Source organism: Pseudarthrobacter linnaei, from assembly GCF_055412825.1.
Window position 1 is genome coordinate 1 of record NZ_JBVAYX010000025.1, and the last position, 26134, is coordinate 26134.

Consider the following 26134-nt stretch of genomic DNA (forward strand, 5'->3'; position numbering starts at 1 on the left):
CCCACGAAACCGTCCCCGCCAGCTGACCGGCACCACCAGCACCTAACCGCAACCCTGTGGCGGCGGCCCTGAACACCAGGGCCGCCGCCACGCTTCGTCCGCCACACTTCGTCCGCACCACATGGAGCACCATGAACTCCGGCACCACCAACCCGCTGCAGCAGCGGCATCGTCGCCCCGCCCCCACGCTCGGCCTGCGGCAGAACCTGGCGCAGTTCATCCTCCTCGTCGCCGTCAACGCCCTCGTCGGCGGCACCCTGGGCCAGGAACGCACGGTCCTCCCGCTGCTGGCCGGACAGGTCTTCCACCTCGACCTCTACACGTCCGCGCTGACCTACATCCTCGCCTTCGGCCTCGCCAAGGCCGCCACCAACTACTTCGCCGGCACCCTCTCGGACCGCTACGGCCGCAAACCCGTCCTGGTCGCCGGCTGGGTCATCGCCCTGCCCGTCCCGCTGATGCTGATCTTCGGACCCTCCTGGGGCTGGATTGTGGCGGCCAACGTCATCCTGGGCATCAGCCAGGGCCTCACGTGGTCCACCACCGTCATGATGAAAATGGACCTCGTCGGCCCGGAACGCCGCGGCTTCGCCATGGGCCTGAACGAAGCGGCCGGGTACCTCGGTGTCGCCGGCACCGCCCTGGCCACCGGCTACATCGCCGCCACCTACGGCCTGCGCCCCGGACCGTTCCTGCTCGGCGCCGCCTACATCGCACTGGGCCTCGGCCTCTCGGTCTTCGCCGTAAAGGAAACCCGGGGCCACGCCAAGCTTGAAGCCGCGAACCACACGTCCGCCCACGCCAACGCCCACGGCGACCTGAGCAACCGCGACATCTTCACCCTCACCAGCTTCCGGGATAAATCCCTCTCCTCGGTCAGCCAGGCCGGCATGGTCAACAACCTCAACGACGGCCTCGCCTGGGGACTCTTCCCCGTCCTCTTCGCCGCCGCCGGACTGACCATCGAAAGGATCGGTATCCTGGCCGCCGTCTACCCCGCCGTCTGGGGCGCCGCGCAGCTCGTCACCGGAGCAATGTCGGACAAATACGGCCGGAAATGGCTGATCGTGGGCGGCATGCTGCTCCAGGCCGCCGCCCTGGCGATGATCGCCGTCGGCCAGGACTTCGGGATCTGGCTGGCCGCGGCCGTGCTCCTGGGCCTCGGCACGGCGATGGTCTACCCCACCCTGCTCGCCGCCATCGGCGACGTCGCACACCCGGAATGGCGGGCCCGCTCCGTGGGCATCTACCGGCTGTGGCGCGACGGCGGCTTCGCCGTCGGCGCGCTGCTCTCCGGCATCATCGCCGACGCGTACGGCATTCCGGCCGCCGTCGGCGTCGTCGCCGGACTCACGGCCCTCTCGGGTCTCCTGGTGGCCGTCCGCATGCGCGGCACCGACCACCACCCACCGCCCCTCCGGGCTAAGGCTCCAGACGGACCGTGAGGTTAAGGTAAATGCCGTGGGTGACCAGGCGGTCTGCCAGGAACGTGGCAAGGCCCGCCTCGGTCGCGGTGTGCTCGCCTTTCGCGATCGCGCCCCGAAGGCACGCCGTCGTCGCCGTGGACCTGACGGTGGACAGGGGAGCGCGGTGGTCGGATACCAGCCGCTCAATATCCGTCTGGAAGGCGTGCTGGTGGCCTTCCCGTGCGGTGGCGAGCAGGGTGAACGGCACGAAAGCAGTCGGCATGGAGGGTCCTTTTCTGGCGGCCCCTCGGCCGCCCAGTGAGAACAAGTCTTCGAAGCTTCCGGCTATTCCCCGAACTGGTGTGCTGGGTCCGGGCTCACCCGGCGGGCGCCCCGTCGCGCCGCGGGGCCACCGTGACGGAGGAGACGCGCTTGAGTCCGGGATGCAGGTGGTCACCGCCGTTCACGACGCCGGTCTGCCACCACAGCTTCAACCCCTCCGGTGCCACTTCCAGGCAGGCCAGGTTGTTGTCGAACCAGGGCCCCTTGACGCCGGACCATCGAAACGGCGGGTCCGGGACCTTTGCCGAGCGGGCCACCAGGGCGCCTACCGGGGTGGCCAGTCCGTAGGACATGATGGCCGCGAAGGACCTCATCAGCCGGGGCAGCGGGTTGCGGATGGGGGAGCAGACGGCCTGCACAATCCGGCTGCCGGAGGAGCGGTCGACTTCTGAAACGTAAGAGTAGTGGACGTCTCCGGAGAGAAAAGCGATGGTTTCCGGCGCCGGGCCCCGTTTGCCGTCGGCGACCTCGGTCACCATGGCCGCCACTTCCTGGAAACTGTTCTGGAAGGCGCCCCAGTGTTCAAGGTCCACCGCCTGGCGCAGTTTTTCGCCGGCCCGCGCGGCAGGTTTCCCCCATGCACCCCGGGAAATGGCCTCATTCCAGGACTCGACGTAGTGCAGTCCCGTCGGCAGCAGGAAAGGCAGCGACGTTGCCACCAGCAGGTGGCGGAAACCGCCGCGCATCCGTCCGTCCAGCCAGGCCATTTCCACCTTGTCCAACAGGGCGCGGCCGTCCGGCGTCAGATCCCGGGCCGCTCGGGAATCCACCACAATCAGCCGCGTGTCCCCGAAATCCCGGCAGTAGCTCCACCGGTACGATCCGGGGTCCTGATCGGCCTGGTCCGCGAACCTGTCCAGCTCGGCGCTCACATCGATCTCATCCTCGTCCACGTGCCCGGCGATCAGCTGCCAGATGGCGTCCTCGGCCCGCTCCCGCGGTGACAGGTTGCCAAGATGCTGATAAACCCAGTACGAGGCCAGCCCCGCGACAATCCGCCCATGCCACCAGGAAGTGGCCTCCATCTCCTTCTTCCAGCTGAATGAGGTGTTCCAATCGTCGCGGATGTCGTGGTCATCGAAAATCATGGCGCTGGGCAGCGTGGATAGCAGCCACCTGTTCGCAGGGTCTGACCAGGCCAGATTGTAGAGGTGGGCGTATTCCTCAAAGTCCTTGAGTTCCTCGCCGGGCGGTTCATCGATGTCCCTCCGGGCACGGATGAACTCCTGCATCTGCTCGCTGGTCACGTCGGCGTACACCTGGTCGCCGAGGAAGGCCACCAGATCCGGCCACGGCGGATTATCGCCGGAGGCCATCTTCAGTGCATACGCCCGCAGCGAGTCGACGCCGTGGGTCCGGTTGCCGGCCTCATCGTGCGGCACACTGGTCCGGCAGGAGCCGAAGGCCATCCGCAGCGGCTTGCCCGGCTGCAGCGTCGCGATCATTGACGGCGGGAACTCCGATGCGGGATCGGGCCAGACCTGGCTTCCGTCGATGTCGAGGGAGTACGGCGTGACGGTGCCGGGCTCCAGGCCGTCCAGTTCCACCAGGGCGTAATGGTGGCCGTGAACCGCGAAGGTGGCGGCTACCCATTCCCGGCCGCCGGCGCGAAGGGTAACCCGGGCAGCGGCCCGGGTCTCCACCCAGATGCTTGCTGAGGTCTCATCCACGTACCGCATCATCGGGCCGAGCACGAGGGGTGAGGTAGTCATGACTCAGTTCTACCTGCTCGACATCGGTGCGGCCATGCTTTGGCGGCAAATGATCCGACGGACCGGATGCTTTCGTGGTGTCGCAGTCCTTGTGGTCGCAGGAATCGAGGTCCTTGCCAGCCACGCCGCCGCAGGCCTGCACCTGGGCTTTCATCGTGGATTCCAGGTCGCCGGTGAACAGCCGTCCGCCGGGAATGACTGCCCTCAGGAACGGTTCGTCACCGGCGCCGCCGTGGAAAGGTGTGGTTCCTCCCGGCAGCGAGTTACCGGCAGATGGCCGGATGACGGGTTCGCCTGCAGCGGATTGCTGCGCGGCGTCACGGCCGGGCGGATAGACTGTCAGGCACTATGGATGACCCCCCCTCACATATGCCCTCGCCCCTCAACTCCCTGACCGGATTCCCGGCCACCGCAGGAGAGGGGCGCCCGAATGTATGAATGGATCATGATCGGCGTCGGCCTCGTCCTGACCGTCGGCACGGGAATGTTCGTTGCCTCCGAATTCGCCCTGGTCAACCTGGACCGCAACGACCTTGAAGCCCGCCAGGCGCGCGGGGAAAAACGGCTGACACCGACCATCAAGGCCCTTAAGATCACGTCGACACACCTCTCCGGCGCGCAACTCGGCATCACGTTGACCACCCTGCTGACCGGGTACACGTTTGAGCCGGCCATCAGCAAACTGCTCAGCGGACCGTTGACGAGCGCCGGCGTCCCCGAGTCAGTTGTCCCCGGCGTGGGGGCCGTCGTCGGCATCTTCCTGGCCACGATCTTTTCCATGGTGATTGGTGAACTTGTCCCCAAGAACTTCGCCCTGGCCCTCCCGCTGGCCACGGCAAAAGTGGTGGTTCCGTTCCAGACGCTATTCACCACGGTCTTCAAGCCCGTGATTGTGCTGTTCAACAACACCGCAAACAAAATCATCAGGTCCTTCGGCATCGAACCCAAGGAAGAGCTCTCCGGTGCACGCAGTGCCGAGGAATTGAGCTCCCTGGTCCGCCGGTCCGCGCTGGAAGGCGTCCTCGACCTGGACCACGCTGCCCTGCTGCACCGGACACTGCGGTTCTCGGACCACAGCGCCGCCGACGTGATGACCCCGCGCGTGCGGATGGCCACGATCGGATCCGACGACACGGCCGAGCAAATCGTCAGCCGGGCGACCGCCACCGGCTATTCGCGCTTCCCGGTGATCGGCCGGGACCGGGACGACGTAATTGGTGTGCTGCACGTCAAGCAGGCCTTCGCGGTGGCCCTCGACGACCGGTCGGGAGTCTCGGCATCCGACCTGATGATCGAGCCGCTGCGGGTGCCTGAGTCCATGGGCGTCGACACCCTCCTGGGTCTCCTCCGCCGGCAAGGCCTGCAGGTGGCGATCGTCTCGGACGAGCATGGCGGCACCGCCGGCATCGTCACGCTCGAGGACCTGGTGGAGGAAATCGTCGGGGAGCTCGAAGACGAGCACGACCGTGCCCGAACCGGCGTCGTGCGGACCGGCCGTTCGCTGACCTTTGATGCCTCCCTCCGGCCGGATGAACTCCTGGACCGGACCGGCATCACCGTCCCGGACGGGGAGGAGTACGACACGATGGCCGGGTTCGTTACGGACCGGCTGGACCGGATCCCCGAACTCGGCGACGAGGTGGCCATCCACGGCGGGACGCTCCGGGTGGAACGCGTGGTGGGGACGCACGTCGAACGGCTCCGGTTTACCCCGGACGAATCCACGGAACCCCCGCAGAGCGCCCATGACCGGATCATCGACAATCTCACGCAGGAGCTGACCCATGAGTGAATATCTGCCAGGCATCATCTGGCTCGTCGTCCTGCTGGTCGTCAATGCCTTCTTTGTCGGTGCTGAATTCGCCGTCATCTCCGCCCGGCGGTCGCAGATCGAGCCCAAGGCCGAGGCTGGAAGCAAGGCCGCCAAGACCACCCTGTGGGCGATGGAGCACGCCACCCTGATGCTGGCGACCAGCCAGCTCGGCATCACGGTGTGTTCCCTGGTCATCCTCAACGTCTCGGAACCGGCGATCCACCACCTGCTGGAGATCCCCCTTGGCCTGACCTCCCTGTCGGCCGAGACGATCGGCATCGTCGCGTTCGTCGTCGCCCTGCTGCTGGTGACCTTCCTGCACGTGGTGTTCGGCGAGATGGTGCCGAAGAACATCTCCTTCTCCGTTCCGACGCGGGCGGCGCTGCTCCTGGCCCCCCCGCTGGTGCTCGTGGCCCGCGTCTTCAAACCGGTCATCTGGACCCTCAACGGCATCGCCAACTCCATCCTGCGGCTCTTCAAAGTTGAGCCCAAGGACGAGGCCACCAGCGCCTACACGCTGGACGAGGTCGCGAACATCGTGGAGCAGTCCACCCGGGACGGGATGCTGACGGACACCAGCGGGACCCTGACCGCGGCCTTCGAGTTCACGGCCAAGACGGTCGCCGACGTGGAAGTGGCGATCGCTGACATGGTGCTGCTGCCCTCGACCGCCACCCCGGCGGACATCCAGCGGGCGGTCGCGGCGCACGGCTACTCCCGTTACATCCTCACGGACGACGACGGCGCCCCCACCGGCTACCTGCACCTCAAGGACGTCATGGACCTCACGACGGCGGCCGCGTTCAGCGAGGCGGTACCCGCCAAGCGGATCCGGAAGCTGGCATCGGCCTTCAGCGGCAGCGAACTCGAGGACGCGCTGGCCGTGATGCGCCGCACCGGAGCCCACGTGGCCAGGGTATTTGACGCCCATGGCACGACAACCGGCGTGCTGTTCCTCGAGGACATCATTGAGGAACTCGTCGGCGAGGTGCAGGATGCCACCAGTGCATAAATTCCCCAGATCATCTGAGTCACCTGACCGAACCGGCCGCAGCGGCCGGACCCTTCACGGAAGTTGAGCACCATGACCGTTTCCCCCCTCATCTGGGCCGTCACCATTGCCGTCATCCTGGCGTTGCTGGCCTTCGACTACTTCTTCCACATCCGCAAAGCCCATGTGCCCACGCTCAAGGAGGCCGCCGCGTGGTCGGCCCTCTACGTGGGCCTGGCGGTCGTCTTCGGTATCGTGGTGTGGGTTTTCGGCGGCACCGCGATGGGGTCGGAGTACTTCGCCGGCTACATCACGGAAAAGGCGCTCTCGGTCGACAACCTCTTTGTCTTCCTGATCATCATCGCGAGTTTCCGGGTGCCCCGCGAAGACCAGCAGAAGGTGCTGCTTTTCGGCATCGTCTTCTCGCTGATCGCCCGCACCGGATTCATCCTGCTGGGCGCCGCGCTCATCAATTCCTTCGCGTGGGTGTTCTACATCTTCGGACTGATTCTGCTGATCACTGCGGGCAACCTGCTCCGGCCGGACACCCACGGCGACGACCAGGCCGATAATTTCATAATCCGCATCGCCAGGAAGCTCTTCCACACCACGGAGCACTACGACGGGGACAAGCTCTTCACCATCCAGAATGGCAAGAGGGCGCTGACGCCGATGCTGCTGGTCATGGTGGCCATCGGCGGCACCGACATTCTCTTTGCCCTGGACTCGATCCCGGCGATCTTCGGGCTGACCCAGAACGTGTACATCGTCTTCACCGCCACCGCGTTTTCCCTGATGGGCCTGCGCCAGCTGTACTTCCTGATCGACGGGCTCCTGGACCGCCTTATCTACCTCGCGTACGGCCTGGCGGTCATTCTCGCCTTCATCGGGGTCAAGCTGGTGCTCCACGCCCTGCATGAGAACAACCTGCCGTTCATCAACGACGGCCAGCCGGTTCCCGTCATCGAGATCAGCACGGCCACCTCCCTGACCGTCATCGTTGGGGTGCTGATCCTGACTGTCGTGGCGTCGCTGCTGAGCAAGGCCGGCAAAGCCCAGACCTCCATCAACAATGCGCGCCGGCACGCCGTCAATTACCTTGACCTGGAATACACCGCTGACTCATCCGAACGTGAGCGGATGTACCGGATGCTGACCGACGAAGAGGCCCAGATTCTCACCATGGATCCGAAGTACCGCAACAAGGCCAAGGACATTGACAAAATCCGGGCGCTGGTTGCGGAAGCACACCGGCAGCACGAGGAATACCTCGCACGGTAGGTGCCGGGCCCGGCCGGGTCTCCGGTCAGAGCATTGTCAGGCGGGGCCGGCGGGGGAGCGACCCCCGGCCGGCCCTACGCAGGCATGGGTGATGACGGCTTGCAGCCGGGCCAGCACCTCGGCTGGCTGCCCGCCGGCGGGGATGCTGGTAAACGCCGGGAATTCCGGGAGGGACCGGTACGCCTCGTGCAAGGACTGAAGGTCTTCGAGCCGCTCGGAGTCGGTGCCTCGCGCGAGGACCCGTGCATGCGCCTCGCGGGGGTCAACGTCGAGGTAGATCAGCAGATCGGGCTGGGGGAGCGCGCGAATGAGGAACGGCAGCACCCGACCCCGGGGCAGTCCGTGTATCCGGCGCAGCGCGAGCTGGCAATGCAGGTCCCGGTCCATGACCACCAGGCCGGTAAATCGCCTCGCGCGGCGGTGTGAATTCAAGACATTAAACGTCCGAACTGCAGTTTCAAGAACGTCCGCCAGCCGCGGGGGCAGGTGGATCCCGAGCCAGGCACTGATCAGGGACATCTGTCGGCGACCGGCATAGTTGCCGAGAAACAGGGCCCCGTTCCCCGCGCTGCGGGCGGCATCAACCAGGGCGCGTGCCGCCGTCGTTTTTCCTGAACCGTCAATTCCGGTGAGCACGATCAGCAAGCAGTCTCCTTTGGTGGGGGTGTTGGGCCGCTACCCACCCCAACGAATGGACGCCCGGCTTGATCCCCCGGCTGGGGCCGTCCGCGGTGCCGCTGTCAGAGATTGTGCGCCAGCAGTTCAAGCCCGATGACCACCAGGCTCAACACTACTTCGGCGAACATGATCAGGGCTTTGTGGCGGCCCAAGCAGGGAACCAATGACCACGATGCTGAGGGTCACGGCCGCGGCAGCGGGCGTCGTCTCGTCTGCGTGGCCCCGCAGGGCCAGCACCACAGCCCGGCTGGTGCAACTGATTAGACGCGCCCCTAGAGGCTCGCCGCGCGATGGACGGCGGACAGCTCGCGGCGCCCGGTCGGTTCGGTTGCATTCATCAAGGAGTCCTCTCTGCGCGTGGGACGGGATCGTCAGGTACCGGGAGCCCGGTACCCGACCTCCGCGGCCATCCGCAGGGCGTCCAGCGTTTCATCGACGGTCAGCAGCACTGTTGTTTCCAGCGAACTCAGCGCTCCGCCTCCTGTGATTGCCAGCGCCACGGCGGCCATGGACACGTTGTCCGGGGCCTCCCACAGGTTGTAGCCGTCGTGGCTGCCGAAGGCGTACCAGAAACCGTGGAGCTTTCCCCCGACCGATTCGATATAGGCCTGGGCGGCTTTGCCGCGGTCTTCTGGGTTTTTGATCATCCTGGCCCAGGTTTCAGGGGTGTAGCTGAACTTCGACAGATAGAGCGGCATTGTCTTTCCTTTCGTTCGCTTCCGGAGTGCGGATTACCCAAGGATGACAGTCCGCTGCCTGGCCAGCAATGGCTTGCGGCGGTCAGTGAGGTGGCCGGCGGACGCGCCCTTCAGGTGCCGAGGCTCTTCAGATGTTGGATCAGCGCGTCGAGGATCGGCAGCTGGCCGCCGACCAGCCTGGTGCGGGCGTCCCCCACACCGGTCCACCTGGCATCGTCGATCTCGGGGTAGTCGCGAACGGTGCCGGATCCCTTCGGCCATTCCAGGGAGAAGGTGTTGCTCACGATGCGGTCGGGTGCGAAATCGGATTCGGCGGTGAAGACCGTAATCACCTTTCCCGAGGGTTGCCGGAAGACACCGAGTTCGTAGTAGTCGGCAGAGGGTGCAGGAGCCCCCATTTCTTCGGCGAATTCACGTTCCGCGGCGGCCAGCGGGTCCTCGGCTTGAACGTATTCGCCCTTGGGAATCGACCACGCGCGGGCATCCCTGCGCGCCCAGAACGGTCCGCCCATATGGGCTAACCACACCTCCACGTCCCCTCCACCGCACAGGCGGTACAACAGAATACCAGCGCTCCGGACTGTCATTGCCCGCCGCCTGTCCCGGGCGGACCGGGGTCCTGGTCCCGCCCTGCTCCGGTGCCGCTGGTCGGGAGGAACTGGCGGTTCCGGATCCGTGATTCGCCAAATTCGATGGCCACCGGGTCGATGTCCCACGGCCCGCGGCCCCTCGACTTGGGGCGGCCGACAGCGATGTGCGGTGTCCAGCGGGGATATCTGAAACCGAGGGCGCGTGAGCCGAGGATAAAGTCATCGACATTGTCCACCAGCAGCTCGTCCAGCAGCTCGTGCAGCGCCTTCACGAGGGAAACCTGAAAGTCCCGCACATGCGGGGGCACCTCCACTTCCAGCCCGCTCACGCGCCCGCCGCCCAGCAGGACCAGCCGCTCAGATGTCCCGGAAAAGCCTCCGAGCACGGGCAGCCCCTCCAGCCAGGCAGACGCCGTGCCGGCGGCGTCCTCGGCGGTCGTGATGCCCCTGGTCCACTCCGCGATGTCCCGGGCGAAGTCCGCCAGGACGCCGATGTGCAGCAGGGTCAGGTGCAGCCCGCGCTGCCGGCGCAGCGCGTCGACCTGGCTGCCCAGTTCCTCGTAGTCCGCGGGCCCGGAGCCGATGGTGAGTACCGGCACCTCCACCGTGATGCGCGGCGGCGTTTGCATTCGGCCCCTCCCGTCCGCAGTGGCTGCTGGCTCTCTCTCGCTGCCATTATCCTCCCGGGCGGGAACCGGCGACTCAAAAAATCAGCGGGCACTGCGAGGCGTGCCTGGCGGATCGGACTTTGCAGCCCGGATGTGCAGGCCGGATCCGGCAGGCGGCAGGCGGCATGGCACAATAGCCGCGTGAGCAGCCCGATGCAGCGCCAGAGCGGACCCGGTGACAATGCCGTGGCGGAGATGCCAGCGGCCGCGGCGTATCCACAATTGCGGCTCAATATCGCTGCCCTCGACAACAACATCCGGGTGATGGCCTCCTGGTGCGGGCAGCGGGGCGTGGAGCTGGCCCCCCACGTCAAGACAACGATGTCCGCCCCGGTCATCGCCCGCCAGCTGGCTGCCGGCGCCGTCGGCGTCACCGTCGCCACCGCGGACCAGGTCGCCTCGGCGCTGGGCTGGGGCCACCGGCACGTTCTTGTGGCCAACGAGGTCGTCGACCAATACGGCCTGATGCGCCTTCGTTCCTGGCTGGAGGAAGATTCCGGGCGGGAAATCCGGTGCTTCGTGGATTCTGCTGCCGGTGTCGAGGCGGCAGCCCGGGTGTTTCCCGGGGCCGCCGTCAGCCTTGAGGTGCTGATCGACGTCGGGACACCGGGCGGCCGCACGGGTACCCGGAGCCTCGATGAGTCCCTTCGGCTGGCTCGGCTGGTCCACGGGACGCCCGGACTCCGGCTCGCCGGTGTCGCCGGTTACGAAGGCGTCGTGCCCAACAGCCGGTCGGAGTCCACGGTCGACGCCGTCGACCGGCACTGCAGGCTGGTGCGGGATGTGTATCTGGGCGCCGCGCAGTTCTTCGAGACCGCCGCCCCTATCTACTCCATGGGCGGGTCAGCCTTCCCGGACCGCGTCGTGGAGTACCTTCCGGACGACAGCCTGGTGCCCGGAACCCGAAGGATCCTCAGGTCCGGCCGCTACGTCACGCACGATCACGGCACCTACGCCAGCGTCAGCCCGCTGCCGGGCCTGATTCCCGCGGTTTCGGTCCGGGCGGTCGTCCTGTCCACGCCTGAAGCGGGAATGGCCGTGGTAGGGGCCGGCAAACGGGACCTGCCCTACGACGACGGGCTGCCGGTTTTCCTATCAGCCCACACCGCGGACGGCGCCCCCAGGGACGAGGCAACCGCCGTGGTGCGGAACCTGTTCGACCACCACGCCGTCCTTTCCGGGGTGAGCGGGCTGGACGTTACCGATGTGGTCGACTTCGGGATATCCCACCCCTGCTCGGCCTTTGACCGCTGGCCCGAGTACGTCGTCACCGACGGCGGCGGACAAGCCGCCGGTGTATGGCGAACGGACTTCCACCGGTCCCCCCTGGCCGCCGGCCGGCAACCGTGAACGGCTCCTGCTGCCTCAGCCTCCGGGCCAGCGGGTCTCCGACCGTCAGGGGTAGGGGCGCCTCATCGGGGTGCCTGGTTGAGCCGAGCGGAAAGTCCCGGAACGGCCGGGCCGACATTTTCGATGTGGTCGCCAAGAACCAACCCTGATCCGATGTGCCGCGCTGAAGTCGCAGAGGGCGCGCATTGAATCCTGGAAGGCCGGAAAATTTTGCGCAGAAGGCCGGCCGGGATGGACTGTGTCCTCGGTGGGCAGCATGCCCGTGGCCACGTCATTAATGGCGACGGCGGAAGGATAGTGCCCCGGCGTCGGGATCACCTCAAGCACCCGGCTGCCAAGGTCCACGCGGGCCCTGCTGCGCTCGGGACCAGGAGGCCAAGGGGGCCGACGACGACTGGGGGGAGAGAACCCCGGTCTCAGAGGGCTCTCAAGCGTCGCCGACCCCGTCTCGCACCGGACCGCATCGGCTCCGGCAAGTAGACGTACTCGGTCCAACACCCCGCAGCGTTCGGCAGAGGCGCGGACCTACTACCATTGAACACCCTGTTGGCAGGAACGGCGAGCGATATCTCATGCGTGCATCACAAGGGTCGACGGACGGATTCATCCTTTCCGTGTGACGGCACCCGGCCGCGGCAGTCGTAGCGTTGGCGGTACCCGGAAACAAACCAGGGCCGCGGCGTTTCGCCCCAGCAGGACGAGCCGCCGGTCAGCGGCGGCTCTCCAGGAACCCCTGAGCCCAGGCGAAGCGAAGTGAACCATGACAACCCTGAAGAAACATGGTGCGGTCACGGCCGAGTCGCGGGCGCTCATCATCGGCAGTGCGGGCTTCTTCATCCTCGGCGTAATGGCTTTCGTGCTTGTGGGGCGGGAGCCTGTTGCCTTGTCCGGACGGGGTTCGGCGGGTGACATCGCCCCGCACGGGACGGCGATCCTCGGTGCGGCCGCGGTGGTGGCCGGGTCCCTGCAACGCCGTGGGCCGGAATCGAACCAACCACCCGCGGGTGGCGGAACACGCAATGACGTCGACACCGCCGCCCTCGCGCTGGCTCATGCCTGCATCTTCCTCCTCGGCTGGCTGGCGCTGTTCTCCATCTTCCAGCGGGCGTTCGTGAGGGCAGTGTTGTACCCCCTGGCCGCGGCAATCCTCGTCGGGGTCACCGGAGCCATCAGTGCCTACATCGCGTACCTCTCGGCAGTCACCATGAACGCCTACCGGCTCGCCGCGCTGCTGGCCGTCTTCCTCGTCACAGGTGTCCTGACGAGCATGCTCACCGCAGAAGACCCGTTGTCGTGGCAGGAAAATCTCAGTGCCCTCGGCACGAGTTCCGACGTCTCGGGGGCGGCGTTCAACATCACGCTGATCGTTGCCGGCGTCGTGGTCACCACGCTGGCCGGATACTCGACCAGGACGCTCGAATCGACGGCAGATGCCGCGCGGTCGCGACGCCGCGTGCGACAGCTGGAAGGCGGCATCATCCTCATCGGAATTCTCCTCGCCTGCATGGGATTGTTCCGGGTCGGCTACTACAACCTCACCGCTGTGGAGCTCATCGCGGCCTCGCTGGTCTTCGCGTGGCTGATCGTCCTGAGCAGGTCCGGCGCACCTAGCCCTCCGGCCACGCTGCTGCACCCGGACCAGACCGGACCGGACTCCTGAAGAGTCACGACAGAGGGGACAGGGATGAAAGAATTGCAGCGGGGGCGCCCGCCCGGGTTGCCCATCGCCGGCCAGCTCCGCTCCTACGACCGCGCCTGGCTGAGGGCGACCTGAGCGGCTTCCAATCGGCGATTGCGCTCGAAGCGCTGGTGTCCGCCGCTCTCATCCTTGATCGGCGGAAAAATCGGCGACCTGATCGGGCGGAAGCGCGCCTACGTGATCGGGCTGGTCTGTTATGCCATCGGCGCCGTGGCGATGGCGCAGAGCCTCCTCCCGATCAAAATCTTCTGGGCCGTGATCGGCGGCCTGGGCGCCTCGCTCCTGCTGCCCGCCATGCAGGCCCTCATCCATGGCAAATCCGAGGGTGCTGAGCAGAAACGCGTCTATGCCCTGGTCTGCGCCTCGGCGGCGATTGCCGCGGCTGTGGGGCCCCTACTCGGCGGGTTCATCACCACGTTCCTGTCCTGGCGCGTTGCGTTCATGCTCGAGGCGCTGATCATCGCGGTGGTGCTCTCCGGCATCAAGCTTGTTCGCGACGTGCCGGACGAATCCATCATGATGGCAATCGTCACGGCCGCCGCCCGGGGACTCAGCGTCGGACGCTTCGTTTCCGAGATTGGAGACCAGAGCATGGTCTACCACGCGCAGCGTTCGTACAACGAGGCGCTGCTCCGCGCCGGCGTCAGGATCTACCTCTACCGGGCCCCCAGGGGGTTGCCTTCCAAGCACTTCACCATCGACGAGGAGGTTGCGGTGATTGGGTCCAGCACCATGGACGTCCGGTCGTTCAGCTTCAACATGAGGCGTCGGTCCTGGCGCATGGGCGCGGCTTTGTGGACGCGATCCGCAAGATTGAAGACGCGTACCGGATGAGCAGTTTTGAACTCCAACTTCAAGACTGGCTCCGGCGGCCCGTAGCCCAGAAGGTGTTCGACAATCTGGCCCGTCTGACAGCGCCCCTCCAATAGCGCCGGAGCGGCTCGGGGCGGGGCGTCGAGGCACCGCGCCTACCGGGCAGCGTCGGCGAGCAGCTGCCGTCCGCTTCTGTGTTCAGCATTAGTTCCCTGCCAGTGAGGAAGATGGTGGGTGTGCTGGCGACCTCCAGGGCCTTGCCGTCCTCGGCGTCTTTCCGGATCCGTCCCTGGAGCCCTCGTCCGCCACTGCGGCGACCGCCGGGGAGGTGAAACGGTGGCTGGCACCGCGGACCCGTTGCGCATTGGCCACCGGCTGGGAACTTCCGGCGCGGGCACGCTGGCCGTCCGGGCCGCGGACCAGACGAGTCCGGCAGCACCGACGATGGCGGCGGATGCAACAGGGCGTCTGCGACGCCCGGTCGGCTAGCAGGCACTTCGTGGCGCAAACATGATCACGGCCACGCCAAACAGGCAGACCACGGAGCCGATAATGTCCCAGCGATCGGGCCGAAATCCATCGAACATCACGCCCCACGCAAGCGAGCCGGCCACAAAAACGCCTCCATAGGCTGCGAGGATGCGGCCAAAGTGCGCGTCGGGCTGGAGGGTCGCCACGAAACCGTACGCGCCCAGCGCGAGGACGCCCAGCCCGGCCCACCACCAGTCCTTGCCTTCACGGACCGCCTGCCAAACCAGCCAGGCGCCGCCGATTTCCGCTATGGCGGCGATCACGAACAGCAGAACGGATTTTGCGATAGTCACGCCACCATCATGGCAGGGAGCCTGCGGGTCAGCAGCGGCTCACGACTCCCGCCAGTTCTGAGCGTCATTGAGGACGCATGCCTGGCGGCTGCACTGCCGGGCACTCACCCTCCAGTCGGGCTGGCTGGAAGCCGCAGAGCGCTCGTCTTTCCAGGTCGGGATGACCCGCGAACCGCACTCCCGGCAAGGCGCCTCCACGTGGGCGCGCCGCTGCGCTTTGTTCATAATTTCCCCCAAAGAAACTCACCAGAATATAGCTGTAAATCGAACGAATGTACAAACTAAAACCCGCGGACGGCGATCGGAAAGCCGTTAACGGCCGCTCGTTCCGGGGTGTAAAGTATTGAAATTGTCGTGCGGGGAATACCCGGGCGGTTCCGTCTGTTGAACAGCTATCCGACACGCAATCCGACGAAGAGAGAATCACGGCAGTGGCAACCGATTACGACGAAGTACGTTCCGACGTTAAGGAATCGCAGGACAGGTCCCTTGAGGCACTGCAATCCGCGAATGCTCCGGACGCCCGCAGCGTGGCCCGCGAGCTGGACGAGACGGATTCGCTGGACGACTCGATCGTCCCCGGCGGAGAATTCGTCGCCGAGGAACTCATCGTCCAGGTCATCCCCCAGGCGGAGGATGAATTCACCTGTTATTCCTGTTTCCTGGTCCGGCACCGGTCCCAGATCGCGCGGGAAAAGAACGGCCACGCTTACTGCCTGGACTGCGAGGGCTAGGAGCAGCGGACAAATCCGGTGCAGTGGCAGCGGCACTGCAGTCGGTGACGGAAACCATGGGAGCACTTAGAATCGGCGCATGACCGTAGCGGACTGGCTGTTGGATTCTGATCCTTCCGTTCGATGGCAGGCGCTCCAGGATCTTGCCGGCGCTCCCGCCGACGTCGTGGCCGCGGAGCGCGCACGGGTGGTTACCAACGGATGGGGCAGGCGGTTGCTGGCCCTGCGCGGCGAGGACGGACAATGGGCCGGGGGAGCGTATTTTCCCGGGCAGGGCGGCGACTCCGACGTCGGGCCCTCCGATGGAGCCGGCACGCCGGACAGCCCGGAGGATTCCGGTGGGCCCGAAGGAGCCGGCGAAGGGGTCCAGCCCTGGACCGCCACCACATACAGTCTCCTGCAGCTGCGTGACTTCGGCGTGGACCCGGATAATGACCAGATCCGCCGGACGGTGGCCTTGGTGCGGGACAACTGCCGCTGGGAGGAGGGCGGACAGCCCTATTTCACCGGCGAGGTCGAGCCCTGCATCAACGGCATGGCCGTTAGGCTCGGCGCCTACTTCGGCCAGGACGTCGACGGCGTGGTTGCCCGTCTTGTCAACGAGCAGCTCGAGGACGGCGGGTGGAACTGCTGGGCGGAGTACGGCGCCGTCGTGTCCTCGGCCGCGACAACGATCAACGTGCTGGAAGGCCTGCTGGCGCACGAGCAGTCAACCGGCGGTTCCGCGGAATCCACCGAGGCGCGGCAGCGGGGCGAGGAGTATCTCCTCGAACGACGGCTGTTCCGCCGCAAAAGCAACGGCAAGGTCATTGATCCGGCGTGGCTGGAATTCTCCTTTCCGACCCGCTGGCATTACGACGTGCTCCGTGCCCTGGAGTATTTCCGGTCCGCCGGTGGCCCGCCCGACCTGCGCCTGGCCGAGGCAATTGAGCTGCTTCGGTCCAAGAGGCAGGCCGACGGCACGTGGCTGCTGGAGAACACGCATCCCGGGCAGGTCCACTTTGAGCTTGAGGACGGTGACGGGCGGCCCAGCCGCTGGAACACCCTGCGAGCGCTGCGGGTCCTGCGGTGGTACGAGGGCGGAATGCCCCCGTAGCCCACACGGTGGGCCCGTGACCGCCGTCGTTCCCGCACGGCCTACGCTGCGCCCGTCCATCTGGGCGATGATGCTGCCCGGCGGATGGTCTTGGCACGGGTGTGGAAGGCGTCGGCCCGCTTATGCCAGTCGTGGCGGGCCTGCGGGGCTCCCACGCTGGACGCCGAGTCGTGGACCCGGCCCTGCGCGGTTGCCTCGGAGCACAGGTCGCTGACCAGCCCCATCCCGGCGCACTCACGCACGGCAGCGATGCCGGCGACAGCGGCGGACTTGTCGCGGAACGCAGCCGACACGGCCATCACGGTGCCGTCCGGTGCCTTGAGCCGGAATCGGAACTTCGACTCCGCGTCAACAAACAATTCGAATTTTCCGGCCATCGCCATCCTCCCGGTTCGGGAAAGCCTGCGCCTCGGCGTCACTACCGTGGATCAGGCCGGACGCACCACTGCGTCCGAGTCCCGGTGTTCTTGTCGACCGATCACGAAAGATCAGTTCCTCTGGTGATGACCAGTCTGTTGCAGGCCCCGTGGGGCCCGCAAGACAAGGCACGTAAACCCTGGGTAAAAGTTGTGCAACAACGGCTCAGATGTATTTGGTGAACCAGGCCAGCGTGTCGTTCCAGGCGGCGGTGGCCTGCGCTTCGACGTAGCGCGGCCCCGTGTCATTGTGGAAGGCATGGTCGACGCCGGGATAGACAGTGAGCTGGTGGCGGACGTCCGTGTCGGCCAGGGAATCCCTCAGCGCCGGCAGTGCGCCGGTGATCCGCTGATCGAGTTCGGCGTAGATGCCGAAAACCGCTGGCTTGATGGCCGGGACTTTCGACAAGTCGGGGGACGGACCATAGAATGCCGCGGTCGCCTTCAGCCCGGGAAGATCCGTCGCCGCCTGCCAGGTGATGCCCCCGCCGAAGCAGTAACCGGTCATGCCGATCCGCCCCTCTTCGACGAAGTCCTTTGTCAGCAGATAATCAAACGCCGCCGCGAAATCGGCGACATGGCGCTGGGCGCCGGCCGTCGTCAGCGCCCCCGGGACGGCGTCGCGGTCCATCCCCGCGGTGCCGCCTTCCCTGCTGAGCAGGTCCACGGCGAGGGCAGCGAAGCCGGCCTTGGCGAAACGCCGTGCCACGTCCTCAATGTGCGGGGTCAGCCCGCGGTTTTCGTGGCAGATCAGGACCGCCGGTCCGGACGCCCCCGCCTCCGGCCGGGCAAGGTAGGCGCTGATCGCTGCTCCCCCGGCAGGGAACCGGACGGTCTCTGTCACGAGGCCGGGCGCTCCCTCGGGAACCGAGAGTGGGCTCTTGGCCCCTGCCACCGGGCCGGGGGACGCGCTGCCGGCCCCCGTGCCCGCGGGCGAGGGGCTGGGGGTGGGCATAGGGTCGGTGCTGCGCGGGACTTCCTCCGGCGTGCAACCCACCATCAGCATCGCCGCCGAGGCTGCGGCCATGCTCCCTGTGATGAAAGCCACCCGGCGCGTGAACGTCCGCTGGCTCAGGGCGCCCGCACGGTAATCATCGAAGAATTCCTCGATCAGGTACTTCTCAAACTTGCCAAGCTTGGTCATGAAAGCCCTCCTGGAGCGTGCGCATATCCTCCTCTGAAGTCCCTCATCCGGCAAGGGGAGTCCCGGATTCGAAGGCCACCTACGTGCGGTCCAGCTTCGCCTGCGTCGATGACCAGCGTTGCTCGTGCAGCCGCTCAAAACCGTCGAGGAGGAGGTCGAGCGCGAATTCGAACTCGAACTGGTCGTCGCAGCCATGCCCGACCACCGACTCTGCATCGTGGTTCATCGACATGGCGATCGCGAAGATGTTCGGATAGCGGGCCGCCATCTGCTCGAGCAAGGCGGACTGGGCTTCCGGTGGAATCTCTGCCGGGGACCCCGCCTTCCGGCCCCCCGCGTCGAACAGCTCCTGGGTGAAGCCCCACATACGGCCTCCGATGGCATGCATCACGTGGTGCGTGAGATCGGCGGAGAAACCGCCGGCCAGGAACATGCCGGTGAACGAGTCCATGTAGTCAAGGACGGCAGGCGTCTTGTTGGTCCGCGATTCGATGGCCTGGCGGGCCCACGGGTGCCGCTGCAGCGCCTGCCTCGCCGAAAGCACCCGCAGGCGGACGGCGCTCTTCCAGTCCTGTTCCGGCGCCGGGGGAGCGATTTCGCCTATGAGGGCCGCGACCATCCCGTCGAGCAGCTCATCCTTGTTGGCGACGTGCTTATAGATCGCCATCGGCACCACCCCGAGCTCCTCGGCGAGCCGGCGCATGCTGAGCGACTCGAAGCCCGCGGCATCAGCGAGTTCGACGGCGGCCTGCAGCACCCGCTCCCGGTTCAGGGGCGTGCGGGCCGTGGCCTCCAGCTGCTGAGTCATCCCGACAACCTTTCCCTAGCGGCACCCTCTTGACAAGTGTACGCCGTACACCTACCGTAGGGCCATTGGGTGTACGCAGTACACCCCCTGAGCTGAGGACCAGGCCATGACATTAAAACCCAGCAGCGCCCGCGAACCCAGCAGTGCCCTTGAACCCACCGGGCGCCCCAGGCCACGTCGCGGACCCTCGTGGGCTGTACCCGCCGCCCTGATCCTCCTGAGCCTCATTCCGGTAATCGCCGGGGCGTCGCGGATGACGGAGCTGGCCGGGGAAGCCGCCATCACGCCACAAAATGCAAGGTTCTTTGCCTCCCCGGTTCCCGTCGTGGTCCATATTGTCAGTGCCACCATCTACAGCCTGCTCGGGGCGTTCCAGTTCGTTCCCGCGCTGCGGGGCAGGCGCGGCTGGCACCGCGTCGCCGGGGGCATTCTCATTCCCGCGGGCCTTTTTGCCGCCCTCTCCGGACTGTGGATGTCGGCTTTCTACCCCCTCCCGGACGGCGACACAGACGTCCCGGTTCGGCTGCTCTTCGGCTCGGCGATGCTGGTCAGCATCGTCCTGGGAGTGATCGCGCTTAGGAACCGGGATTATGTCCGGCACGGCGCGTGGATGACGCGCGGCTATGCACTCGGCGTCGCGGCCGGAACCCAGGCCCTGGTGATTCTGGCCTGGATACTGCTCGTGGGAACGCCCGATGAGCTGACCCGGGCGCTGCTGATGGCGGCGGCCTGGGTGATCAACCTGGCCGTGGCCGAGTACGTCATCCATCGGCGCGCCCGACGCTCCGTGCGCACGCACACTCCCTCCGGCCGCTCCGGCCGCGCCGACCGCTCAGACCGCTCAGACCGCGCCGCTGCGGGGGTGGCCAGGTGATGGCCGCCGTGTACCGGCAGTTCGGACCTCCGGACGTCGTGCGGGTCGAGGAGATAGCCAAGCCACTGCCCGGCAGCAACGAGGTGGCGGTTAAGGTGCATGCGAGCACGGTGAGCGCCGCGGATCACCGCGCGCGCGGCCGCGATATTCCCCGCGGGCTGGGGATGCTGGCCGCGCCGGCGCTGGGCCTCTACAGGCCGCGACGCCGCGTGCTGGGGATGGACATAGCCGGCGTCGTCGAGGCTGTTGGTGCGAACGTCACGAAGTTCCAGCCCGGCGACGCGGTGATCGCGATGCTCGGCGCCAGCTTTGGCGGGCACACCGAGTTTGCCTGTGTGCCCGCGGACGGCGCCATCACAGCCAAACCACGCAACATGACGTTCGAGGACGCCGTGACACTCGTCTTCGGCGGCCTCACCGCACGGGTCTTCCTCAGCCGCGCAAGCATCAACCCGGGCCACACGGTCCTGGTCAACGGAGCGTCCGGCGCCGTGGGAACGGCCGCCGTGCAGCTCGCGAAGCAATCGGGTGCCCATGTTACGGGCGTGAGCAGCGCCGCCAACGCTGATTTGGTGGCGTCACTGGGCGCGGACAGGGTGCTCGACTACTCAGCCGTTGACGTCACTACTGAGGGCAGGACCTACGACGTCGTCATGGACTGTGTCGGCAATCTCCCGTTCGAGCGGGCCGCGGCAACAATCAACCCCGGCGGGGCGCTGCTGCTCGTCGTCGCCGACCTTAAAGGAATACTGCTGGCCCCCTGGCGGAGCCGGGCGAGCGGAAAACTCGTCACCGCGGGCAGCGTTACGTACGCGGCCGAGGATCTGGCGTTCCTCGTCCGTCTTGCGGAACAGGGGCACTACCGGTCGGTCAGGGACCGCAGCTACAACCTTGCCGACGTCGTCGCAGCGCATCGCTTCGTGGACGCGGGGCGCAAAAGGGGCAACGTCATCCTGCGGATGCCGGCCAGCGCAGCCGCCGGAATGTCTTAAATCGACATGCGAATGCCCCACGCCACCTACAACTCCGTAATATTGGAGAAAGTACAGCCGCCAGCTTGCCATGTACATCGAAAAGGACTAATAAGGTGCCACTCAAATCATTGCCCGTCCTGGACCTTTCCCGATTGAGCGCGGGCCCGGAGGAGGCCTCGCGGTTCCGCGATGACCTCCGCAACGCCATGCATGAGGTCGGCTTCCTCTACCTGGCCGGACACGGCATCCCGCAGGAGCTGACGGATTCCATCGTCGACGTCTCCCGACGTTTCTTCGAGCTCCCTGACGAGCAGAAGCTCGCGGTCGAGAACGTCAACAGCCCGCAGTTCCGGGGTTACACCCGGGTCGGCGGCGAGCTCACGGACGGCGCCGTCGACTGGCGGGAGCAAATCGATATCGGCGTTGAGCGTGCCGTGGTGGAGCAGGGGCCAGGCGTCGCCGACTACTGGCGTCTTGAGGGCCCCAACCTGTGGCCGGATGCCCTCCCCGAAATGCGGGGCATTGTCCAGGAGTGGACCGGGCGGCTGAGTGACATTTCGCTGACCCTCCTGCGTGCCCTGGCGGTGTCCCTCGGGGCGGCCGAGGACACTTTCGATGAGGCATTCGCGGCACGGGCCTTTCCCCTGCTGAAAATTGTGCGGTATCCGGGGGAGTCCGACCCCGAGCCCAAGCAGGGCGTGGGCTCCCACCGCGACGGCGGCGTCCTGACGCTGCTGCTCGTGGAGCCCGGAAAGGGTGGGCTGCAGGTCGAGTACCAAGGGCAGTGGATCGACGCCCCGCAGGTGCCGGGAACGTTCGTGGTCAACATCGGCGAGATGCTCGAACTGGCAACCAACGGATACCTCAAGGCGACCCTGCACCGGGTGATTTCGCCCCTGCGCGGTACCGACCGGATATCGCTTCCGTTCTTTTTCAACCCGGCGCTGGACGCGACGATGCCCCAGCTCGCGGTCAGCCCCGAGTTCCAGGCCAAGGCCCGCGGCCTGTCCGTCGACCCGACAAACAGCCCCATCCTCGAAACGTACGGGGACAACGCCCTGCGCTACCGGCTGCGGGCACACCCGAACGTTGTAGCCGAGCACCACTCTGACCTGCAGAACAGCTGAGCCGCCCCGCTCGCGCCGCCGTCGGCCCGATCACGGTGAGGGCCGACGGCGGAAGCGGCGCCCCGGAATGCCACGGAACGCCCTGTGCCAGCCGGAAGGCCCTGTTGTACAGGTAACGGGGGAACCTCCCAGGGAGGCCGCAGGCCTTCTAGGGTGGATGGCACGGACAACCGCAACGAGATCCGCCAGTTCCTGGCGCCGCGCCGCGCCAGGAGCCCGTGAACCTCGCCCGGTTCGGGGAGTTGTCCATGCGAAGCGAGGAGTTCCGCGTCCGGTGGGCGGCCCACAACGTGCGTTATCACCACACCGGCCTGAAGGACATCCACCACCCGGTCGTGGGCGATCTGCACCTCGCGTTCGAGGCAATGGATCTGCCAGCTGATCCAGGGTTGTCCCTGGTCGTCTACAGCGCGGAGCCAGGCTCGGCTGCCGAGGAGGCGCTGGGACTGTTGGCCAGCTGGATTGCCACGAGTGATGCGGAGGCGGGCGCCGTGGCTGCGAATGCGGCTCCATAGGAGACAAACGTGGCGATCCGGGCCAAGCAGCCCAGCAACAAGAATGCGGGAATCCCTGGCCCAGGGGCCGGACAGCCCGAAATGCAGTGGGGGAGCCATGTTGCCCGCGGTGACGGGTAGGCTCCATGTGCCAGGGGAGGTCAACAACTCTTAGGGGGAACCGTGTTCAACCGCAGCCAGATTATGTTCATGCTGGGAGTAGTCCTGTTTGCCGTTGGGATGGCCGTCGCCTTTGCCGTGCGTGTCGTTTCATTTTCACGCTACATGCGACTTGAGGCGCTGGGCCTGGATTTGGATCCTGCCCTGGGCACCGGACTGTTCAGCCAGATCGTTGCACCCACCATGGCCGAACGGACCATTTTCTACGCCTCTGTTGCCCTCGTCCCGATCGGTCTGGTGCTGCTGATCCTCGCGTGGCGCAGACGCCCGCTGGCTGGCCGCTGACCCCTGGCCGCCGGCCCGTGCCCCGGTTCACCGCGGAGACGCAACGCGGGGTCACTTCCGGTTCATCCGGCGGCGGATTATGGGCGCGAGGTGACCCCGCGTTGCGTTGCAGTGGCCGTTACGTGCCACCCGGCTTGGTCAGCCCAGGGTGATGGCCAGTGGCTCCTGCGGAATGACGCACGACATCCGTTCGAAACCCCGGCCGCTCCCGCGCCCGCAGCCCGGTTGTTTCTGCCGGTGTCGTCGCACCAGTCGATGTTGAAGGGCATCGCCGTGAGGGCCGACTCTCCCGCAGCGGTCCCGGTGGGGACCTCAAAACTGTAGCTGAAGCCCCCGGCGTCGTTCATCGGGGCGGTCGCGGTCAATACGTCCCGGCCGGCGGCGTCGGTCATGGTTACCTGGATGCGGGCATTCGCGCCGTAGCGCGGGTTGCAGTCAGCGTCCGGAGCCTTCACGGTCACGGTGTCGCCTGGTTTGGCGCTCGACGGCGACACGGAAAACACCGGCGGGAAGCAGGGCGGCTCGCCGTCTCCGGAGGAGGAACCCGCGCAGCCGGAAAAAGCGAGGACCACCAACACCAGACTGGCCCGGGCGGCGGCCAGGACCGGGACTCGCCGGTGTCGGGCGGGATCCTGCGGCGCGGCGGTGGCTTCAGGCACTTGGGAGCCTCTTTCCCCGGACGGCCAGTCCCACCAGAGCCAGCAAAGCGAGACCGCTGGCGGTATAGAGCAGCCCGCCCCACGGCGCATGATCGCCCCCTGGGGTCGCGAAGGCATCGGCAATGCCCAGGCCTCCCGTAAACGCGACGAACCAGTGGGACGGCGCCGCGAGGACGATCAAAGCCAGGTACCCGGCGGTCACGTCGCTCGCGCGTGGCGCCTTCGCGAGGATTGTTGCTATCAGGGCAACGGCAGCCAAGGCCCCTCCGACAGCACTCCAGGCGATCACCCGGGGAGCGCCCAGGGACTCGCCGGCGTCGTCGAGGGCTGTGTATATTTCGTCAAGGTTGCGCCCGGGACCGCGGCCATCGGATTCCACACGAGAGTCTGGAAGGCGCCGGCGATCGAATAGGCGGCCAGCGCCGCGGATCCTACCCCCGCCGCAATGACAGCCCTGCGCTTCGGAACAATTTCCCCGTGAACCATGGACAGAAGCTATCACCCTCCGGCGCCTGATGTGCCGCGATCCCGGGCCTCCGGCCTCCCAGTGAGGACGGCTCGGGAAGCACCCGCGGCATCGGGGCCAGCCTTCCGGGCGAATGCTGGGCTTGAATCCGCACGATGGCTAGCCTGTCGATTATGGATCTGCCGGCAGCACGCGCTACCGGCCCCCGCTAATGGACTCCACGGGCGACGATCGGCCTGCCGCGGCGGACAGGAAATTTCCGCCGGGGCCGGTGCTGCTGGGAGTGGGCTAATAACCGTCTGACTCTTTGTTCCGGGCAGGCGCCAGACCCTGGCTGCGAGGCTGGACGCACACCTCCACAGCCCCGTGCTGGTCATTCGACCCCCGGGTCGCTGACGCCGGGGGCCACCTATTTCCAGCGGAGCGGCGTGGGCGGAGACGAGCTCCACGTGCGGAAGAACCGCTCGCGGGATTCCTCCCCGGCCGCTTGTTCGAGGGCATGCAGCCGCCCGTAGGTGAACGCGCTTTTTCCGCGATGCTTGGCGGCCAATTCGCGCAGCAGGTCCTGGGTGACCACGCTGTCGTGGTGATCGCCCAGGCTCTCCTGGATCTCTTCGGCGGCACGTGCCAGCGTGGTGGCCTGTTTCCCGAAAATCGGGGCAGCCGCTTCTGCCGCATAGCGCAGCCGCTTGGCGCTCTTCCGGACTTTATGGAGGGCGGCGTCCGCGGCCGGGCTGTCGGAGTCGACGTCGAGGGCACGCACCTCCTTCTTCAAGCGCTTGCGCTGCTTCGACACGAGCCGGCCCACGGTCTGCAGGGCTTCCTTCCCGGCAGTCCCGGTCAGCGGCGGCTCCGCCAGGAAGGCATCCAGCGAATCGAGCAGCCGGAAGTAGCGGGGACTCTTCAACGCGGTCAGGCCCTTCGCGCGGGCATCGTGGGCCGCGGCATCGAAATGCTCCTTGATCTGCCGGGCAACCGGGGCCAGCAACAGGTCCGGTGGCTCGGCGGCGATCAACTCCAGCAGTCGGGCCCGCATCACCTCGTTGTCCCGGGCCTCACCCACCGTGCCGGCAAGCCATTGGAGTTCTGAGCGGAGCGATCGGGTGACATCGGGGTCGGCAAGTTTACGGAAGGTAGCCAGCGCGGATCGCATCCGGCGGGCGGCCACCCGGAGCTGATGGACGGCGTCCGGCACGTTGTCCCGGACTCCGGGGTCATGCTTCTTGAGCGCCTCGACCTGCTGGCCCAGATAGGAAAGGAGCACCGCCGAAGCCGGTCCCTCGGGATCCGGGCCGGGTGCGGGTTCGCTGCCGGCGGGATACTGTTCGCCCAGGCCGCGGGCGAGTTTGGATGGCATCGCCGACTTATGGTGGCCCGTCCCGGCGAGCAGCTCGTCGGCGCCTTTGAGCAGCCGCTTGGGTCCGTCGATGAGCTCGATTTCCCATTCCCGCCAGGTGGAGTGTGCCTGCGGCTCCACCAGGGTCTGGGCATCCACCCGATCATCACTGAAGTCGGCCAGGGCGGTTCCGTCGGATGCGAAGAGGCGCTGCGTGGTGCGCCGGGTGTTCAGCCTTGCCACCGGAATCACGTCCTGGTCCCTCGTATGGACCTGGACGAGTCTCCGCAGCCGCCGGGGCACCGACTCCGGATTGTTGCCGAACTGCACCGTGAATTCCTGACGTTCCCCGACAGCCACGGGGAGTTTCAAGTGCCATCCGTCGTCGTGTCCACCGGTCCGCCGGCGCAGGGTGATCCCGCGGGACGCCAGTGCCAGGCCGGCGGTATCAAAGTAGAGGGCGTCGAGGGATTCGTTCTCGGGTGGCCCGACCCGGTCCACGCCCGGCAACGACTCGAGGACCGGCAGTTCGTCATTTTCGCCGACGTCGTACTTTCGCTCCACCTCGAGCATCTCGGAGTCGGTCATGGACCAGAGTAGGCCCGCTCGAGTTCGGGCCGCATGAGCCAAAGGTCCCGGGATCGAGGCGGCTCAACGTTCTCTGCCTTAACGACCG

General features: G+C 66.6%; 26 protein-coding genes and 2 pseudogenes. 15 read left to right on the forward strand and 13 right to left on the reverse strand.

Going from position 1 to position 26134, the window contains the following annotated elements; genetic code table 11:
• The first annotated feature begins 131 nt into the window (after positions 1-131).
• Complete coding sequence (locus ACZYZ3_RS16485) at positions 132-1445, forward strand: MFS transporter (RefSeq protein WP_463964891.1); 1314 nt, start codon at positions 132-134, stop codon at positions 1443-1445.
• On the opposite strand, the gene ACZYZ3_RS16490 is transcribed toward ACZYZ3_RS16485, so the two are convergent.
• Positions 1423-1689 (reverse strand): hypothetical protein, encoded by a 267-nt coding sequence (locus tag ACZYZ3_RS16490; RefSeq protein ID WP_463964892.1) that lies wholly within the window; start codon positions 1687-1689, stop codon positions 1423-1425. The two genes, ACZYZ3_RS16485 and ACZYZ3_RS16490, sit on opposite strands and share 23 nt — an antisense overlap.
• Positions 1690-1783: 94 nt before the next feature.
• Complete coding sequence (locus tag ACZYZ3_RS16495) at positions 1784-3460, reverse strand: alkaline phosphatase D family protein (RefSeq protein ID WP_463964893.1); 1677 nt, start codon at positions 3458-3460, stop codon at positions 1784-1786.
• 430 nt (positions 3461-3890) lie between these two features.
• On the opposite strand from ACZYZ3_RS16495, the gene ACZYZ3_RS16500 reads away from it, so the two are divergent.
• From ACZYZ3_RS16500 to ACZYZ3_RS16510, 3 genes are all read left to right on the forward strand, one after another.
• The gene (locus ACZYZ3_RS16500) at positions 3891-5252 is read left to right on the forward strand and encodes a hemolysin family protein (RefSeq protein ID WP_463964894.1); all 1362 of its coding nucleotides are present in this window, start codon (positions 3891-3893) and stop codon (positions 5250-5252) included.
• Complete coding sequence (locus ACZYZ3_RS16505) at positions 5245-6285, forward strand: hemolysin family protein (protein ID WP_463964895.1); 1041 nt, start codon at positions 5245-5247, stop codon at positions 6283-6285. The genes ACZYZ3_RS16500 and ACZYZ3_RS16505 overlap by 8 nt, the downstream gene beginning before the upstream one ends.
• Positions 6286-6357: 72 nt before the next feature.
• Complete coding sequence (locus ACZYZ3_RS16510) at positions 6358-7545, forward strand: TerC family protein (protein ID WP_463964896.1); 1188 nt, start codon at positions 6358-6360, stop codon at positions 7543-7545.
• A 36-nt stretch (positions 7546-7581) separates the two neighbouring features.
• On the opposite strand, the gene ACZYZ3_RS16515 is transcribed toward ACZYZ3_RS16510, so the two are convergent.
• The 4 genes from ACZYZ3_RS16515 to ACZYZ3_RS16530 form a co-directional block, all read right to left on the reverse strand.
• Positions 7582-8190 (reverse strand): nucleoside/nucleotide kinase family protein, encoded by a 609-nt coding sequence (locus ACZYZ3_RS16515; RefSeq protein WP_463964897.1) that lies wholly within the window; start codon positions 8188-8190, stop codon positions 7582-7584.
• A 404-nt stretch (positions 8191-8594) separates the two neighbouring features.
• Positions 8595-8921, reverse strand: coding sequence for a GYD domain-containing protein (locus ACZYZ3_RS16520; protein WP_463964898.1), 327 nt, complete (start codon positions 8919-8921; stop codon positions 8595-8597).
• A 110-nt stretch (positions 8922-9031) separates the two neighbouring features.
• Positions 9032-9508: an NUDIX hydrolase gene (locus ACZYZ3_RS16525; RefSeq protein ID WP_463964899.1), complete on the reverse strand. Its 477-nt coding sequence runs from the start codon at positions 9506-9508 to the stop codon at positions 9032-9034.
• Positions 9505-10140 carry a hypothetical protein gene (locus ACZYZ3_RS16530; protein WP_463964900.1) on the reverse strand — a complete coding sequence of 212 codons (636 nt, stop codon included), beginning with the start codon at positions 10138-10140 and terminating at the stop codon, positions 9505-9507. Before ACZYZ3_RS16530 ends, ACZYZ3_RS16525 begins: the two co-directional genes overlap by 4 nt.
• Positions 10141-10320: 180 nt before the next feature.
• On the opposite strand from ACZYZ3_RS16530, the gene ACZYZ3_RS16535 reads away from it, so the two are divergent.
• From ACZYZ3_RS16535 to ACZYZ3_RS16550, 4 genes and pseudogenes are all read left to right on the forward strand, one after another.
• Positions 10321-11529, forward strand: coding sequence for an alanine racemase (locus tag ACZYZ3_RS16535; RefSeq protein WP_463964901.1), 1209 nt, complete (start codon positions 10321-10323; stop codon positions 11527-11529).
• Between the two features lie 760 nt (positions 11530-12289).
• Complete coding sequence (locus tag ACZYZ3_RS16540; RefSeq protein ID WP_463964902.1) at positions 12290-13189, forward strand: hypothetical protein; 900 nt, start codon at positions 12290-12292, stop codon at positions 13187-13189.
• Between the two features lie 216 nt (positions 13190-13405).
• A pseudogene (locus tag ACZYZ3_RS16545) lies at positions 13406-13672 on the forward strand (MFS transporter); the annotation flags it as partial.
• A 54-nt stretch (positions 13673-13726) separates the two neighbouring features.
• A pseudogene (locus ACZYZ3_RS16550) lies at positions 13727-14157 on the forward strand (phospholipase D-like domain-containing protein); the annotation flags it as partial.
• A gap of 369 nt (positions 14158-14526) precedes the next feature.
• On the opposite strand, the gene ACZYZ3_RS16555 reads toward ACZYZ3_RS16550, so the two are convergent.
• Positions 14527-14865, reverse strand: a complete 339-nt coding sequence (locus ACZYZ3_RS16555; protein ID WP_463964903.1) for a YnfA family protein — start codon at positions 14863-14865, stop codon at positions 14527-14529.
• A 431-nt stretch (positions 14866-15296) separates the two neighbouring features.
• Here ACZYZ3_RS16555 and ACZYZ3_RS16560 point away from each other — a divergent pair, with 431 nt between their 5' ends.
• A complete protein-coding gene (locus ACZYZ3_RS16560; protein ID WP_463964904.1) occupies positions 15297-15599 on the forward strand; it encodes a DUF4193 domain-containing protein in 303 nt (100 codons plus the stop codon).
• Between the two features lie 79 nt (positions 15600-15678).
• Positions 15679-16695, forward strand: a complete 1017-nt coding sequence (locus ACZYZ3_RS16565) for a hypothetical protein (protein WP_463964905.1) — start codon at positions 15679-15681, stop codon at positions 16693-16695.
• Between the two features lie 41 nt (positions 16696-16736).
• Here ACZYZ3_RS16565 and ACZYZ3_RS16570 read toward each other — a convergent pair whose 3' ends face one another.
• The 3 genes from ACZYZ3_RS16570 to ACZYZ3_RS16580 all read right to left on the reverse strand — a co-directional run bounded on the left by ACZYZ3_RS16570 (position 16737) and on the right by ACZYZ3_RS16580 (position 19063).
• Positions 16737-17072, reverse strand: coding sequence for a YegP family protein (locus tag ACZYZ3_RS16570; protein ID WP_463964906.1), 336 nt, complete (start codon positions 17070-17072; stop codon positions 16737-16739).
• Positions 17073-17277: 205 nt separating this feature from the next.
• Complete coding sequence (locus tag ACZYZ3_RS16575) at positions 17278-18255, reverse strand: dienelactone hydrolase family protein (protein ID WP_463964907.1); 978 nt, start codon at positions 18253-18255, stop codon at positions 17278-17280.
• Between the two features lie 79 nt (positions 18256-18334).
• The gene (locus ACZYZ3_RS16580; RefSeq protein ID WP_463964908.1) at positions 18335-19063 is read right to left on the reverse strand and encodes a TetR/AcrR family transcriptional regulator; all 729 of its coding nucleotides are present in this window, start codon (positions 19061-19063) and stop codon (positions 18335-18337) included.
• A 106-nt stretch (positions 19064-19169) separates the two neighbouring features.
• On the opposite strand from ACZYZ3_RS16580, the gene ACZYZ3_RS16585 reads away from it, so the two are divergent.
• The 5 genes from ACZYZ3_RS16585 to ACZYZ3_RS16605 all read left to right on the forward strand — a co-directional run bounded on the left by ACZYZ3_RS16585 (position 19170) and on the right by ACZYZ3_RS16605 (position 22997).
• Positions 19170-19937 carry a DUF2306 domain-containing protein gene (locus tag ACZYZ3_RS16585; RefSeq protein WP_463964909.1) on the forward strand — a complete coding sequence of 256 codons (768 nt, stop codon included), beginning with the start codon at positions 19170-19172 and terminating at the stop codon, positions 19935-19937.
• Positions 19937-20929 carry an NAD(P)-dependent alcohol dehydrogenase gene (locus tag ACZYZ3_RS16590; RefSeq protein ID WP_463964937.1) on the forward strand — a complete coding sequence of 331 codons (993 nt, stop codon included), beginning with the start codon at positions 19937-19939 and terminating at the stop codon, positions 20927-20929. Before ACZYZ3_RS16585 ends, ACZYZ3_RS16590 begins: the two co-directional genes overlap by 1 nt.
• 95 nt (positions 20930-21024) lie before the next feature.
• Positions 21025-22038 carry an isopenicillin N synthase family dioxygenase gene (locus ACZYZ3_RS16595; protein WP_463964910.1) on the forward strand — a complete coding sequence of 338 codons (1014 nt, stop codon included), beginning with the start codon at positions 21025-21027 and terminating at the stop codon, positions 22036-22038.
• A gap of 218 nt (positions 22039-22256) precedes the next feature.
• Positions 22257-22553, forward strand: a complete 297-nt coding sequence (locus tag ACZYZ3_RS16600) for an MmyB family transcriptional regulator (RefSeq protein WP_463964911.1) — start codon at positions 22257-22259, stop codon at positions 22551-22553.
• Between the two features lie 189 nt (positions 22554-22742).
• On the forward strand, positions 22743-22997 hold the full coding sequence (locus tag ACZYZ3_RS16605) for a hypothetical protein (RefSeq protein WP_463964912.1): 255 nt from the start codon (positions 22743-22745) through the stop codon (positions 22995-22997).
• Positions 22998-23074: 77 nt separating this feature from the next.
• Here ACZYZ3_RS16605 and ACZYZ3_RS16610 read toward each other — a convergent pair whose 3' ends face one another.
• The 3 genes from ACZYZ3_RS16610 to ACZYZ3_RS16620 all read right to left on the reverse strand — a co-directional run bounded on the left by ACZYZ3_RS16610 (position 23075) and on the right by ACZYZ3_RS16620 (position 26046).
• A complete protein-coding gene (locus ACZYZ3_RS16610) occupies positions 23075-23656 on the reverse strand; it encodes a hypothetical protein (RefSeq protein ID WP_463964913.1) in 582 nt (193 codons plus the stop codon).
• The gene (locus ACZYZ3_RS16615) at positions 23649-24035 is read right to left on the reverse strand and encodes a hypothetical protein (RefSeq protein ID WP_463964914.1); all 387 of its coding nucleotides are present in this window, start codon (positions 24033-24035) and stop codon (positions 23649-23651) included. Before ACZYZ3_RS16615 ends, ACZYZ3_RS16610 begins: the two co-directional genes overlap by 8 nt.
• 496 nt (positions 24036-24531) lie before the next feature.
• The gene (locus tag ACZYZ3_RS16620; RefSeq protein WP_463964915.1) at positions 24532-26046 is read right to left on the reverse strand and encodes a CYTH and CHAD domain-containing protein; all 1515 of its coding nucleotides are present in this window, start codon (positions 26044-26046) and stop codon (positions 24532-24534) included.
• Positions 26047-26134 lie beyond the last annotated feature (88 nt).